Origin of the sequence: Chitinophaga chungangae, assembly GCF_017742215.1 — a bacterium.
GTDB classification, from domain to species: Bacteria; Bacteroidota; Bacteroidia; order Chitinophagales; family Chitinophagaceae; genus Chitinophaga; species Chitinophaga chungangae.
The window spans coordinates 1,023,197-1,039,034 of sequence record NZ_JAGHKP010000003.1; the positions used below are offsets into that span (position 1 = coordinate 1,023,197).

Annotated in this window: 8 protein-coding genes; 3 read left to right on the top strand and 5 right to left on the bottom strand. The window is 52.9% G+C overall.

Translation table 11 applies throughout. From position 1 onward, the window contains the following. Positions 1-12 precede the first annotated feature (12 nt). The 5 genes from J7I43_RS18520 to J7I43_RS18540 form a co-directional block, all read right to left on the bottom strand. A complete protein-coding gene (locus tag J7I43_RS18520) occupies positions 13-1,104 on the bottom strand; it encodes an acyltransferase family protein (RefSeq protein WP_209147345.1) in 1,092 nt (363 codons plus the stop codon). Next, entirely contained in the window at positions 1,104-3,290 is a 2,187-nt protein-coding gene (locus J7I43_RS18525; protein ID WP_209147346.1) for a GumC family protein, read from the bottom strand. The genes J7I43_RS18520 and J7I43_RS18525 overlap by 1 nt, the downstream gene beginning before the upstream one ends. Before the next feature lie 110 nt (positions 3,291-3,400). Beyond that, positions 3,401-9,985 (bottom strand): fibronectin type III domain-containing protein, encoded by a 6,585-nt coding sequence (locus tag J7I43_RS18530; protein ID WP_209147347.1) that lies wholly within the window; start codon positions 9,983-9,985, stop codon positions 3,401-3,403. A gap of 405 nt (positions 9,986-10,390) precedes the next feature. Next, a complete protein-coding gene (locus J7I43_RS18535; protein WP_209147348.1) occupies positions 10,391-11,578 on the bottom strand; it encodes an acyltransferase family protein in 1,188 nt (395 codons plus the stop codon). After that, entirely contained in the window at positions 11,575-12,789 is a 1,215-nt protein-coding gene (locus tag J7I43_RS18540) for a glycosyltransferase family 2 protein (RefSeq protein ID WP_209147349.1), read from the bottom strand. The genes J7I43_RS18535 and J7I43_RS18540 overlap by 4 nt, the downstream gene beginning before the upstream one ends. 509 nt (positions 12,790-13,298) lie before the next feature. Between J7I43_RS18540 and J7I43_RS18545 the strand changes: the two genes are divergently transcribed. The 3 genes from J7I43_RS18545 to J7I43_RS18555 all read left to right on the top strand — a co-directional run bounded on the left by J7I43_RS18545 (position 13,299) and on the right by J7I43_RS18555 (position 15,832). Then, a complete protein-coding gene (locus tag J7I43_RS18545) occupies positions 13,299-13,682 on the top strand; it encodes a response regulator (protein ID WP_209147350.1) in 384 nt (127 codons plus the stop codon). Between the two features lie 240 nt (positions 13,683-13,922). After that, a complete protein-coding gene (locus J7I43_RS18550; protein ID WP_209147351.1) occupies positions 13,923-14,858 on the top strand; it encodes a sugar transferase in 936 nt (311 codons plus the stop codon). Between the two features lie 53 nt (positions 14,859-14,911). After that, positions 14,912-15,832, top strand: coding sequence for a glycosyltransferase family 2 protein (locus J7I43_RS18555; RefSeq protein ID WP_209147352.1), 921 nt, complete (start codon positions 14,912-14,914; stop codon positions 15,830-15,832). The last annotated feature ends 6 nt before the right edge of the window (positions 15,833-15,838 follow it).

Consider the following 15,838-nt stretch of genomic DNA (forward strand, 5'->3'; position numbering starts at 1 on the left):
TCTCAGTTCTAGTCAATTCATTGCCGGCTTCGCCTGGGGGCGCTCAAGACTGTACAGCCACCACATGCCGGCTTTCATCGCCATCCGGTAGATCAGCACCGGCACCGTTACCGCAAACAGGAGGCATACGATCAGCAGCCAGGGCAGGTATGTTACGCCCAGCACTTTCACCATCACCATCCGCACGGCCGAAGCCACCAGTACATGCGATACATAAATGTAGAGGGAATGGAATCCCGCTACGCGCAATAGTTTCAACACGTCGTACTTCTGGAGGATGAACGATATGCTGATCATAAAAGCGCAGCCCGAAAGGGCGATCAGCGCAAACAGCAACGGCTGGTGCTCTTCCACGAACAAGGTGCTGTTGTGCGACAGGTTAACCACCAGGAAATATGCCTGCCCCGCCACGAACACAGGCAGCAGCATCAGCATGAGTTTCCAGGAGCTGAACAGCCGGAAGTTCGCGCCGTTCAATATTTTATCGGATACGAGCTCGCCAATGGCGAAGAACATATAATAATGCAGGATGTCGTACACAAAACCGAGGTCGATGTGTTTTACCGCTACGTAGCTGGACAGCAGGTACATGGCCCCGCCGAGCGCCAGCTGGTGCCATACGCTGAAGCGGAGCTTCTCCCGCGTAAGGATATACAGCACGGTTACGTTGAAAAGCGCGTAGAGGTACCAGAACTGGTCTATCCGCCGCGGGAACGCCAGCACGTAGGCATAGTCCACCAGCCCGCGGTCCGCGTTCACATAGCCGCTCAGCACGATCTGTATCGTGATCTGTATCGCCGACCACAACAGGTAAGGGTACAGCAAAATGTTCACCTTGTTCAGTATCAGTCCCTTCACCTTCCGTTTGGCAAGGCTTTTGGCGATAAACACGCCGGAGAGGATAAAGAAAAGCGGCATCCGGAAGCTGTAGAAAATGATGTTCGCGTTTTCGAGCCACTGGAAATTCGAGGCGTCCACGCCGGAGCGCGAAATACCTTCGAAGATGTGGCGGTACAGCACCAGGATGATGGCGATGCCGCGCGCATAATCGATCCACGCGAGCCTGTTGGCTTTCAGCTCTAAACCCGGCAACTCCCTGCTCATCAGATATCGATGTTTTCGTGTTCAACCATGTTCAGCACCGCGCCGCTGAATTTCCCGTTGAGACTGGTCAGGAACCCGATGCTTTCCTTGTCGGTCTGCTTCACGCTCGATTTGGCGGATACCACGGCGATGATCGTTTCCACGTATTCCATCAGCTCCTTGGAATCTGACCGCTTATTCAGCGGCGCGCCTTCCAGGAAAATAAAATCGTAGCGTGTTTTGAGCAGGTCCATATGATCCAGCAGGTTGCCGGGCTTCAGGATCTCGTCCGGCGTATATTCGCCGCCCTGGCAGCCGATGATGTCCACATTGGGAATACCGGTGGCGCTGATCAGCGACTGCAGCTGCTGCTCCACGGAAGCGGAATTGGTGGAGTGGAACGTTTCCAGGTTGGGTTGCGCTTCAAACTGCGCGGTAAGCGTGTTATGAGAGAAATGCGTATCGATGATGAGCACCTTTTTGTGACTAAGGCTCAGGCTGTGGGCAAGGGCGGTGATGATGGACGATTTGCCTTCGCCGGGCCTTGCACTGGTGAAAAGGAATACCTGTTTGCCGCTATGGTCGATCTCGTAACGGAGCTTGCGCAACAGCTCACGGAATACCACGTTGCCTTCCTTTTCATTTTCTTCCTGGAAGATATTTTCGAAAGTGATCTTTTTGAGATTGATGCTGTTCACCACGCCCAGCAAACGCAGGTCGGTGAGCTTCTGGAACTGCGACGGCGTTTTGATGGACAGGTCGATGTATTCCATGAAGATGATCACGATGCAGCAGAATACGAACATAGACATGGCGGAGAGCGCGAGAATGATCAGCCTTTTGGACGGTTCGGGCTCTACCGCGGGCTGGCCGTACAGCAGCTGGCGGAAGCTGTCCATCGGCGCGATCCGGTTGTTCAGCGCCGCGTCGTAGCGGGTTTTAACGCCTTCATATTCCTGTTGCGCCAGTTCCACTTCTTTCTGCAGCGCGAGGTTATTGGCGTTTCTTGACGCCGCCGCCCCGATGCTGGAATTTAACTGGCGGATCTTTTGTTCGTAGTCCGAGATGTTCCTTTCCGAGCTTTTGATCTGCAGCTCGAGCTCGCTTTTTTTCTGGTTCAGATCAGCCTGCGAAACGACGCCTGACGAAGTAGGAGCGGCGGATGCCAGCGAAAGCAGCTTGTTCTTATATTCCGTTTTTTTCTGCTGGTATTTGTTGTACAGCTCCTGGTTGTTGGAACCTTTGGAGGTATAATCGTTGTACGCATCGTTCATCTGCGCTTTCGCAATGGCCAGATCGTTGCTGAGGGCTTTGGCGGCGGAAGCGTTCTGCGTCGTCGTTTTTTCCATCTCCGTCAGTTTGCCGTTGAGCTGCTGCAACGCCAGTATGGCGCTGTTGTAGATGCTCTTTTCGTCCGCCAGGCGGTTTTCGAAATTGCTCACCTGCTCCAGTTTGCTGGAACTTTCAACAGACACGTCCATGGTGCCCATCGTTTTGATGTTGCCGATCTTCAGGTCCAGTTCTTCTCTTTTCTGGTCCACCAGCTTTTTCAGCGTTTCGATGTTCTGCACGTTCTGCTGGCTGCGGGAAGATTCGTGGTTCCTGAAAAATTCGGTAACGATCTGGTTTACGATGTAGGCAGACAGTTCGGGATTGGTGGAACGGTAGGTGATGTCGATGAAATCGGTACGCTGCACCCTGGCGGCGTACAACACGTAGCGGAGCGTTTCGAGGTCGTATTTATAGAGTTTCAGCAGCTCGAGCACTTTCCGGTCTTCGGGATCGTAGGAGCTGAGGAGCTTTTCTTCGTTATACTTTTTTGTAAGCACCTCTATTACTTTCGCTTTGTTCATCGTGCGGTAAACATCGCTTTTTTTGTTCTCCGCGGTAAGCTCCCTGAACTCTTTTCCCGGGTTCTGCAGGTCGTGCAGCAAAAGGTTGTAAGAGGTCATGCTCAGTACACGGGGAGATTTGAGCGATTCGATCACGTTGCTAAACTTGGAATCGATCTCGTAGATGTTAAAGCTCTCGTCTTTCAGCTTCACCTGTTCGGTGCTCGTAAAACCAGTCGCGATCTGCGCGGTGGATTTGTACAGCAGCTCCTGTTTCATTGTCAGCAAAAAGGCCACAGCAACGGCGATCAGCGTACTGATGATTATCAGCCACTTTCGCTTCATCAATGCTTTGAACAAATAAATCAGATCCATATTCTCTCTTTCATTAAAGTGTAAAATAATTTAATCTGAGTAGCCCGAAAAAATCCGGTGTTGAGCCGGATTTTTTCGGTAACAAACCTTAAGTCTGGTCAGAAGGTGCGCTACTTGCTCTTAACTAGTTTAACAGTTTTTACAGTATTGTTTCCATCAACAAGGCTCAGTACAAGCATGCCGCTCGGGATGGATTCGCCGCCCAGGTCAAGCGTAACCCTGTGGTTGCCCGCGGGCAGTTTGCCGAGCATCTTCGTATACAATACCCTTCCGCTAACATCTGATACGTTGATCAGCACATTGTTATTGGATTTGCCGTTGGAAGTCACATCCAGGTTCACGGTGCTCACGAAGGGGTTCGGGTAAGCCCTGGTCACTTCGAAGTCCGTTGCGCCGGCAGTGGTTACGGCATTGGTCAGTCCGCCTTTCGCCATCAGGAGCGACGGGTCGATCTCGCCTGCTTCCGGCGTGTAAGACTGGATCACCAGTGCGCCAATGTAACCGTAGATGGATGCGCCGCCGTTGGTTACGGAGATCACCACTTCGCCGTTCTGGTCGGGCGATACGTCGTTGATCTGCGTGGTATTGTTGATATTGAAGGCTGCGTTCAGCGATACCGTGGTGGTGCCGATAGTGTAGTTCGTGGTTCTGTCCCCGCTACCGTCGCGGCTTGCAAAGAATACGAAGTTGTATTTTTTGGCGAGGTTCAGGCCTTTGATCTTCAGTTCGGCGGTCTGCCCGGCGTCTACCCAATAAGTGCTGCTGATCACGTTGTCCGGATAGATACCGGAGTTGTTGCCGGTGTTCATGCCGAACGGATTGTCGCCGGTAAACGCTTTCTGGATCACCATGGTCATACCGGTGTTGTCGTTGTTGTCGTCTTTCAGGTTCGGGAATTCAAGACCCTGTGCAGGAGGATTGTTCGTGTTGTTCCACGGAGCGCCTGCGGGGTTGAATACGTTCATGTTGATGTACACTGCGTTCCTGAAGGTGGCAGCGGAAGCAACATTGCTGAAGTCTGACTGAACCGCGTTCTTCAGCGCCCTTACTTTATAGTAGTAGCGGGAATCCACTGCGAGGCCGTTGTCTGTGAACGTGGTCACATTGTTGCCTACGGTGCCGCGGAGCGTGAAGGTCGCGTTGTCTGTTGAACGGTAGATCTCAAAACCGGTCTCGTTGTTGGAGTTGTCCATCCAGTTCAGCTGGATGCTGGTCTTGGATTTAGCCTGTGCTTTTGCATCGGCGGGAGCCAGCGGCGTACCGTCGTCCAGGTAGTATTGCAGCACGATGGCGTTGATGTAACCGTATTGGGCGCCGGTGGCTTTGTGTACGGTGAACTCGATGTTACCGGATGCGTCCGCGGCGATACCGTTGATCTTGGCGGTATTGGTGCTGTTGTTGGCAGCGTTCAGCGTCACGGATTGCGCGCCTACGGTAAATACGGTGTTCTTGTTATCGTTGCCCTGGCGGCTGTTGAAGAACGTGATGTTGTAGCGGTAGTTGGTCGGCAGGTTAGACAGCCTGATCCTTCTCGCGGTAGCTTCACTGGTGTAGTAGTTGGTGGCTATCACGTTGTCTGGATATACGCCGCTGTTGTTGCCGGTGGTGGCGCCTACGGCGTTGGTGCCGGTGAAGCCGTCCAGCAGCTGGATCCTGATGCCGCTCAATGCGCCGGTTTCATCCGCCAGGTTGGCGATGGCTGCGTTAGCGCCCGGGTAGCTGTTGAAGTTATTCCAGGGTGCGTCTGCAGACGGCGACTGGTTGAAGTTCACGTATACGGACGTGATATTTTTGTCGCGGATCTGGATCGTGAACGTACGGGTGCTGCTGCCGCCCTGGTTGTCTGTCGCAACCACGTTTACGTTAGCGTACCTGCCCACATCGCCCGCTGAAGGAGTGATGCTGAGGGTGCCGGTACCGTCGCCGTTGTCGGTCAGGTGAGCGAAAGACGGCAGGTTGGTAGACTTGAGGGTAATGATGTCGCCCGCATCATCTTTAGCCAGCAGGTTGATCGAGAACGTTTCGTTGTTTTTGATCGTTACGTCGGCGATGCTGTCCAGTTTCGGGTTGTTGTTGCCGGTCTGGATGCTCAGGGTATCGGTGTACGCTGATGCGCCATGATCGTTCGTGGCCCTGATGGCGTAGAAGTATTGTTTGTTCGCTTTGGCAGACGTATCCAGGTAGCTGGTTGCGTTTGCATTGCCGCCTGCGGGGTTCAGCAGGGTGAACGGACCGGCTGCGGTGGTAGCGGAGCGGTATACTTCGTATGCGGTTTCGTTGAAGGCTACGTCTTTCCAGGTTACGTTCACACCGTTGCTGGTGGAAGCGAGCGCCAGGTTGGCCGGTTTAGCCGGGGCGTTGCCGTCGTCGTAGCTCACCTGGATCACGAGCGCGTTAATGTAAGAGTAAACGGAACCCGTGCCATTTTTCAGTTTCACCACGATCTCGTTGTTGGCGTCGGGTGAAATGTTGTTGATGGAAACGGTGTTCGTTTTGTTGTTGGCGCTCTGGAGAGACACGGTGGTTGCACCAACGGTGTAGTTGGTCATCCTGTTGTCGCTCACGTCTCCGCGCGCGCCAAAGAATGTCAGGCTGTATTTGCTCGTCGTGCTGAGGCCCACCAGTTTGAAGGTCTGCTCCCTGGTGTCTGACCAGTAAGCGGTCTTCATTACGTTGTCCGGGTATACGCCGGAGTTGTTGCCGGTAGTGGTGCCAAAGTAGTTGGAACCATTGCCCAGCGCCTGCCATGCGCTTACGATGCTGATGCCTACGGTGGTAGCCACATTGTTGTGGTCTTTCAGGTTGGCAAAAAGATCGTTGGCCACAGGCTGTTTGTTGGTATTGTTCCACGGAGCGGGCGCCGGGTAAGAACCATCGGTGAAGTTCACGTAGATGGTGCGGCTCGGGTTCACATCGTTTACAGTGATGGTGAACGTTTTGGTATCGATGCCGCCGCGGCCGTCGTTTGCTTCGAGGGTTACGTTATAGGTGCCTGCGTCGATGAAGGTGGGTGCCACGTTGATCGTTGCGCTGTTGCCGTTCGGCGTCAGCGTAGCGAAGCCGGGCAGGCCCTGTGCGCTCCAGGTTACGGTTTCACCGGCGTTGTTGTCTGTCGCGGTGAGGTTCAGCGCCTGGGTCGCGTTTTCAGCAACGGTCACGTTGGATACCGCTCCGATAACAGGGCTGTAGTTGTCGTTCACGGTCAGGTTGAATGATGTGGACGCGCTGCCGCCGTTCTGATCGGCTACGGTAACGGTGATGTTGTTGTATACGCCTTCATGCGCCATCGTCGGGTTGAAGGTAAGGGTGGCTGTGCCAGCGGAAGTGCTGAATGTGCCGAATGCTGCAGGCACATTGGCAGACGTGATGGTCAGGTTGCCGCCGTCTGCATCGGTTGCGGTCAGGTTCAGAACCAGCTGGGTGCCGTAACGAACGGAACGGTTAGACAGCTGCGTGATCACCGGAACGTTGTTCAGCGTAGCGGTGCCGGCGGTATTGCTGAATGCTGAGCTGCCGCCTTCGTTTTTGGCGAGCACTTTATAGAAGTACTGCACGTTCGCGAACAGCGCGGTATCCGTAAAGCTGCCCTGTGCGGTGCCGTTGGCACCCACAGTGGTGAACAGCCTGAAGTTGTTCGCGTCGTTTGCGGAGCGGTGGATCTCGAACGCGGTTTCAGTGGTCGAGTTATCCGCCCATGTCAGCTGGATCTGGCTGGAGCTGAGCGCCGTTGCCGCAAGGGTAGTGGGCGCCGGGGGAGCGGGAGGCATTGCCAGCGTGGTGGCTTGCGAATTTTTATTCGCGAACACGCTGTCGGGAATAATGCGTTTGCTGATGCCCGGGCCTGCATAGCTGGCGGAAAGGGTTTCGCCACCGTTCTTTTCAAAGAAAGTAACGTAGAACGGATGTTTGCCCACTGCCAGGGTTTTGGTGCCTGACCTTTCGGTCGGGCCCTGCAGGTAGTCGTTGTTCACCACGCGGTCTGCTTCTGTGAAACCGCCCACATACAGCTTGCTGCCGTCGTCGGAAGTAGTGTAGAACGTGTAGGTGCCTGCTGTGGAAATATTAATGTACCCGCCAAACTTCAGGGCGAAATAATCGTCGCGGTCTCTTACGCCCAACGTAATGTTCGGCGTAACGCCGGTTTTGGTCGGGGTAAGCGTGCTGAAGTTGGGCAGTGCGCCGATGGAGGTCGGTACTGCGTACACGGAGTACTCAAGGCCGCCTGCTTCCGCGGCGCTGAAACCGGAAGGACCGTATTTGTTGATCGCCTGGATGCGGTAGTAGTAAGTGGTCTGCGCAGTCAGGTTGCTATCCAGGTAAGACACTTTGTTCGCACCGGTGGTAGCTACAATGTTGTATTCGCCGGACTGGCTGTCTGCACGGTAGATCTCAAAGCCGCTTTCGTTGTTGCTGTTGTCGTTCCAGGTCAGCTGGATCTTGCTGTAAGATACCGTGGTGGCTTTGATGTTGGTTGGAGCAGCCGGAACAACGCCGCCGATACCGGAAATATCTTTAAAGTATTCCGCGGGGATCAGCTGTTTGGTGCTGCCTACGCCGCTCGCTGTATTCCTCCAGTAAACGCCGCAGCTTTCGCCGCCGCCCTGCTCGAAGAATGCCACAGCGATCTTGTGCATACCGGCCGTGAGGTATTTGGTGCCTTCACGGTCTTGTGCGCCATGCAGGCCGTCGTTGTTCACGAGCGGCGTGGCAGCTGCATTGTAATCGGTATCCAGCCACAGTTTGCTTCCGTCGTCAGAGTTGGTAACGAAGGTATAGTTGCCGGTTACGGGGATGCGGATCATGCCTTCCCAAACGATACCGAAGTTGTCGTTCTGGTTTTTAACGCTTACGTCCACGATCGGGGAGTTGCCGGTTTTAACAGGCGTGAGCAGGTTAAAGTCGGGCAGCGCAGACCATGTGCCGTTGTATACTTTGTAGTTCAGGCCGTTTGCAAGCGCTTTGGAGCTTACCTGGTTGCTTCTCGGGGAGATGTTGCCGGCAAGGTCGCGGGCTTTTACTACGAAAGTATAGAGCGAATCTTTGTTCAGGTTGAATACGGTGAAGTCCGATTCGGTCGGGTCTACCGTGTAGGATTTGATACCGTTCACGAAGATGTCGTATTTGAAGATGCCGACATCGTCGAAAGACGGTCCCCATGACAGGGACACGGAAGAAGCGGTAGTACCGGTGATGGTGAGGCCGGTCGGAGCGGTCGGCGGGTTCGCATCTACCTGCGTGGTAGCGGTGGCTTCGTTGCTCAGGCCTGATGCCGCGGTGGCATTTACCGCTCTCAGTACGTAAAAATATTTGGTATTGGGAGCCAGTCCTTCGTTAGTGAAGGAGGTAGCGTTAGGATCGGTGATTTTCACCAGCTCGTACGGGCCGCTTGCGGCGCCGCCACGATAGATCTCGTAGCCGGTTTCGTTGTACGGAGCGTTCGGGTTATCCGTCCAGTCGAGGGTGATGGCAGTTTTTGATATAGCCGTCGCCGTGAGACCGGATGCGGGAGCCGGCGCGTTGGGGCCGTTCGCGGGGATCACGGTGAAGGGGGCAGACCATGCGCTGGAGCAGCCGAACTGCTCGGTCACTCTTGCCTGGTATTGGCCGGTGGTGGTGGCGGTGAGTGTTCTGCTGGTGCCGAGTACTTCGGTAGAACCTACCTTCTGCCAGGTGTAAGAAGTATATCCTTCCGGCAGCGACAGCGTTACATAGTTTTTGCCATCGGCGGCGGGCAGCACTTTACTCATCAGGCCTTCAATGCTGATAGGCGGAGTTTGCGTAGCTGCTTTTTCTTTTACGACTACGGGTTTGGGAGACCAGGGAGACCATTCCGTGCCTCTTTTGATCCTTGCATCGTAGGTGCCGTAAGAAGTAACCGTGTATTCGTTGGAGTTAGCGCCTGGGATCACCACGCCGTCTTTCCTCCATTCGTAACCATCGAAGCCGGCGGTGAGGCCGAGCACCACGTTTACGGTTTCGCCGGGGCAAAACTCGTTATGGCCGTTGCGCGGCCAGGGGTTGGCTTTATGCTGCGCAACCAGGAAAGGCCAGAAGCCTGCATCATCCCATGCATTGTTCCAGATACCGTGACCGCCGTTGGGGTATAGCGTCTGTTTTGCGTTAGCGCCGATAGCCAGCGCTGCGTCTACTACAGCCTGGGTGGTGTTGGGGTGGGGGTTGTTGTCCAGCCCGCCCTGGAAGATCCACATGGGGATATAACGGAAAACATTTACCTGGTCGCGGTATGCGATAGAGCAACCGCTGATAGGCAGGAAACCGGCGATCATTTTGGGATAACGGAACATGAACTCCCATGTTTCGGTACCGCCGGCGGAGAGGCCGTTTACAAAGATCCTGTTCTCGTCGAGCTTGTTGTTGGCGATCAGCTCGTCCAGGATCTGTTTGATAAAATCATACTGGGGATTACCAAAAAAACCGGAAGTGCTCTGCGGAACAAGAATAAACCCGTCGAACTTACCGTTGTCTACAGCTGCGCAGAATTTGCCGCCGCCGTGGTAAAGGGAATACTCGTTGTCGTAGATGCCACCGGATTCGCCACGACCGTGCAGGAAGATCATGAGGGGATATTTTTTCCCGTCACTTACGCCCTGTACATAGGTTTTAGGGAATTTCAAACGGAAGGGCATCCCGCTCAGGTAATAAGCCTTGTAGGAATCCTTGTTTGAAAAGTTCACTGCGCTTCGGGGGGTTCTAACCCACTTTGCAATAGTGCCCCAAGCCGGGGTAGCAGGGGGATTGTTGGGGTCATAGTTAACTACATTATCCCCTGAATTGAATATCTGCGCAAGGCCGTCGTGGAAAAAGCCAAGGCAGAATAAAAGGAGAAATAAGTAAAGTTTACGCATATGGTAAGTGTTTCAGTTATAAACCGATTTTTGCTTACCCAGCAACGAATTGAAAAGATTTTATTCCACTCAATGCTGAGTGGCTTTTCATGAGAGGATGGTCAAAAATAAATGTGTGCAGGCTTTAAACGAGGATAAGGTTGGGGTATATTTCAGGATGTAAAAGTAGATAATTTTTTGGATCGTACAACTATTTTTAGGCAATTAACAAATAATTTAAATATATAGCGCAGACTAAGCCTCCTTCACGGTTACAGCCACGCTTCGTTTTCTCGGCCCGTGCAGGTAGTTGCCGATGATCGTATACCGTACCAGCCAGTGATAGCTCAAAAGCCCCGCGGCCAGGGCAATCGCAATGCTGATAAAAAATTTCCCCGGGCCCCATAACGGCATTGTTCCCAGCCAGGGTTCCACCGCGTTCAAAATACCCACATGCACCAGGTAGATCCAGTACGAAGAATCCGACAGGTAACGGAATGCCGGCTTCTCGGCATTCACCCACCGCAGAAATACGCCCATAATGCCCGCTACCAGCAGCACCGTGGCCGCGGTGGCCAGTACTTTGATCACGACAACCGGCGTATGCAGATGCGCGGCGGCTTCCGTCAATCCCAGGTATACAGCAATGGCGGCGCCGGCGAATGCAAGCGGCAGCGCGTATTTTTTCAGCAGCGGGAAATAGGTTTTCATGTCCGCATGCAGCACCCAGCCCGCGTAAAAGAACAGCCCGTAATACAACAGGTATTCGATCTTCGGCACCAGTCCCGGCGCATATTGAATGAACGGCGTATTAAAAAGCAGCAGCGTTAAAAAAGACAACACTGCCAGCAACAGCAGTGCCGCCGCGGGTTTCATGCGGAACATCACGAAGTTGGCGATAACTTTATTTTTGCTGATCACGGGCCAGCACCATTTTACCATGGCGAGCCCCGCGAGGTACATCAGCATCAGGTAATACAGGAACCACAGGTGCAGCGGCCCGCGCCAGATAATAATATCCCTGAAAATAGCTGCAGCATCGGCGCCGGTAAAATGCGCGCCGCCGTCTGTTACGCGGTTGTAAACACCCGGCAGGTAAGTTAAAGGGAGGATCACGATCAGCCCGGCGATAAACGGAATGAGAATGCGCTGCGTCCGGTGTCTCAGGAAAGGGCGGGCGCCGATCTTCAGGTACAGCAGCCGGAAAAAGAAACCTGCGATCAGGTAAAACAGCTGCATCCTGAAGATATGTATCAGGAAATAAGTAAGGTCAAACGCAATGTTGCTATATGCCGGGTCGTGGTAAAAACCCGGGAAATCCTTTACGGTAAAGGGCATGGCGGCATGCAGGGCAATGCCGAGGAACATGGCGAGCGCCCTGAGCGCGTCCATGCTGTATATGCGGGCCTGGTTGCCGGACGGGCCGGAAGGAGTTTGTGTCATATGCTTCGGGTGGCGGGCGTTCTTGCTGCTTTCGCCCAAACAGACGATTGCGTTTTCGTGATGTAACGGTAAAAGCCGTGGAACACCGCCAGGTTCATGAATGTAAAATAAAACGGGACGTACAGCAGTTTTACTTTCTTTTCGCGCAGCGCCATGGCGTAACCCAGTGCGGAAGCGGCATAGAAGCCGGTCTGCAACAACAGCAGCAGGGTATAAAAACCGCCTGCCTGCTGCAGCACCAGCACAATGTTGGCAACCAGCGCCAGCACGAGGCTGAGCGGCGCCAGCGTCCAGCGGAGCACGCGGTGGCCGATGTATTGAAAAGAAAGTATGCCGTAACGGAAAATATTCAATAGGGGAGAAAGCATCACGATGGACTGGAAACCGCCCGCCGAGATGCGCACCTTTCTTTTATATTCTTCCCTGATAGACGCCGAAGGCGCTTCCATCGCATATGCGCCGGGCTCGTACGCGATGCGGTAACCTTTCATGTTGGCGCGCAGGGAGATCACAAAATCGTCCAGGATCACTTCGGGCTCTACCGGGCTGTACAGTTCCCTGCGGATGGAGAACAGCTCCCCGGCCGCGCCCACTACGGAATACAGCGCGGCGTCCAGCCGTTTGAGCGCGGATTCGTATTTCCAGTATACGCCTTCCGTGCTTTCCGCGCCGTTGCCGTCTGCGGCGATCACTTTCTTTTCGCCCGCCACGCCGCCGGTAAGCGGGTCGCCGTAATGCCGGGCGATATTAATAATAGCATCGCGGTTGAGCAGGGTATTGGCGTCGCAGAAAATTACGACCGGGGCGGTCACTTCTTCCATCGCCCGGTTGAGCGCCGCGGTTTTCCCGCGGCGGAACGGTTCGTGCATGAGGTGAACGGCGGGGTATTCGCGGACGACGTCCGGCGTGCCGTCGGTGGAACCGTCTGTTATAAATATAATATGCAGCAGTTCCGGCGGGTAATCCAGCGCCAGGGTATTTTCGATCTTTTCACGGATCACCGGCGCCTCGTTGTATGCCGCGATAATCAGCGCTACGGGCGGGATGAAAGGAGCGGCGGGCTGCTGCGGGCCGGCGAACAAACGTTTGATCTTCACCAGCGCCCACAGGAGGATGCCATATCCTATGTAGCTGAAAAAGAGGATAAATAAACCGGAAAATAATATGATCTTGGTAATGCTCATGTAAGGCAGGGGTAAATCAGGCGGCAAGTTAAAAAACAATTTTGAAACGGAATTTTAAAACGGCAGCCTTCAGGAATGGTTTCCCGGCCGTTTACGAATGATATTACACCATTCACCCGGAAAATGTGCGCACTTGCCAAATTCAGGTATTAGAAATAAATATTTATTATACTTTTACATCCGGTTAGACACTTTAAAGGGATTTAATACCAGAATTAACACCGGGCACGTACTGAAAAATAATTTTTCTTGCGCCGTTCAAAAAAATTCAATTAAATTTACCTCGTTTTTAACCAAGACCTCATTAGCCATCTCCTCTGAAATTCTTCATTAACTATTACCTGGTTTGCTGACTGACTGACTTCGTTTGGCTTTTTTTTTGCCTTCCGGTCACAAAGCATACCTCCATTTTCGACCTATCCCCTGGAAAATCAAAGATGACCGTTAACCGCTTGCGCATCTTAAAAAAAACAACAAAAGATGTTCGCGGCAATGGTGAAAAAGTTAGTCTTTAATTTTCTAAACATAAGAGAACGATGAAGAAATTAGTACTTGTAGTAGATGATAGTCCCGCATTGAGAATGTTACTGGAAGCGATGTTAAAGCAGCAATACAAGGTAGTGGCTGCGGGAGACGGATTGAGTGCTCTGATGTGGTTGAATAATGGAAATACGCCTGATCTGATCATCACAGATATACAAATGCCCCAAATGGATGGTTGGGAACTGACCGGCATCCTGAACGACAATCCGCTGTACAACGACATCCCCGTGATGGTATTGACCGGCACCCGTGTAGACAACCTGACGATGGTTCCCTCTAACGTCGTAAATGTTATTCAGAAACCGTTCGACCCTACTCATCTTGTGAACTTGGTAGATGTGCAATTAAATTCAACACCTATTGAAGCGATGTCCTGACCCCGCGGTCTCGACGGCGCAATTTAAGAACCCATAAATCGAATCGGCATGATGTCAATTTTAACAGTACCTGTACCAGATTCGCAAAAAATTGGACCCCGAATCATTAACATCTCGAGAAGCGCAACACAATCGTACATTCTTTGTATCGGCAATAGTGCGTTCCTGCACGAAGTGGCCGACCAGAGTGAAGAGAGGATGCTGACTGCTCAAACTTATCAGGCTGCCCGCATTATATTAATGGAGCAGCTGATGCTGGGTCTCAGGCCCGCTTTCGTGATCTGCAACATGACCGCAGGCATGGAAGCAAAAACATACCTGGCGCTGATCCGCAGTTTCAACGAGCTGCAGGACACGCCGTTTATGGTATATGTGGAAACGCTGGATGTGAGTAAAAAACAACAGCTGAGAACCATGGGCGGGATCGATCATGTGTTTACGGCGGGTTTCAGCGCCGATGATTTCCTGGACAGGGTGAAGTCTGTTAAAAGAGTGAAGGAGCTGGTAAAAAGCAACCGCCCGAAAAAAGTGCATTCCCGCAACCTGGGCAGCATGGTAAACTATTGCCTGAAAAGAACGCTGGACATTTCGATCGCCGCGACCGGCCTGCTGCTCGCAAGCCCGGTATTGATCGGCATCGCCGTAGGCATCAAACTTGAAAGCCGCGGCCCGGTATTTTATATTTCAAAACGGGCCGGCCAGGGTTACAGGATCTTCAAATTCTATAAGTTCCGTACCATGGTAGCGGAGGCAGATAAACAGGTGAGCCAGCTGAGCCACCTCAACCAATACGATGCCAACGCCGCCGGCCCCGTGTTCTTTAAAGTGAGCAACGATCCGCGGGTAACGCGTTTCGGCGCATTCCTCCGCAATACCAGCCTCGACGAGATCCCGCAGCTATTGAACGTGATCCTTGGCGATATGTCGCTGGTAGGCAACCGCCCGCTGCCGCTGTACGAAGCCAAATCGCTCACCACCGATTCGTATGCCGGCCGCTTCCTCGCGCCCGCAGGCCTTACCGGCCTCTGGCAGATCAAAAAAAGAGGCAGCAAGGAAATGAGCGTAGACGAACGTATTAAACTGGATATCGAATATGCAGAGAAACATTCCGTGATGTACGATATGTGGATACTGGCGAATACGCCGAATGCCCTGTTGCAGAAAGACAATGTATAGTCGTATAGATGATTGTTAGCCGTCAGAAAAGATTTAATTTATAACCGAGTACAATGAATAACACCGTAGACAAGCAGGCCGCCCCGCTGGTTTCAATCATTGCATTGAACTATAACCAGACGACGGTTACCTGCGAATTCCTGGAAACTACCAAACAGCTTACTTACAGGAATTTTGAGACCATTGTTGTAGACAACGGCTCCTCCATAGACCCCAGCGCGCAGATTGCAGCGGGGAACTACCCTAACCTTAACCTGATATTGAGCCCGGTGAACCTCGGTTTTACAGGCGGAAATAACCTGGGCATGCAACATGCCTCAGGCGATTTTGTGTTTATTGTCAATAACGATACCGAAATGACACCCGACCTGATCGAGCGGCTGCTGGCGCCTTTCGCGGAAGATCCCTCCATCGGCGTGGTTTGCCCCAAGATCCGGTTCTACCATCACCCCAACGTGATCCAGTACGCGGGCTTCCACCCCATGAACCTGCTCACCGGCCGCACATGGGCCGTAGGCAGCAAGGAGGAAGACAACGGGCAGCATAACACTTCCGGCCCCACGCATTGCGCGCACGGGGCGGCCATGATGGTGAAACGCGAAGTGATCGACAAAGTGGGCCGTTTTGCGGACAAGTTTTTTATCTATTACGAAGAATCCGACTGGTCTGCCAGGATACTGCGGGCCGGGTACAAAATATACTACACGGCACAGGGATTGATCTACCACAAAGAATCGATCACCATGGGCAAGGAAAGCCCGCTGAAAGTATATTTCCATACCCGAAACCGCATACTGTACATGCGCAGGAACACCAATAAACAACAGCTGGCCGTGTTCCTCCTGTTCTTCAGTTTCCTGACCTTTCCCAAAGCCGTGGCTTCGTATACACTGAAAGGACAGTTCAAACACCTTAAATCTTTCCTGAAAGGCACGTTCTGGAACTTTACCAATTCGAGCTATTCACCTGTTTAAACCGTA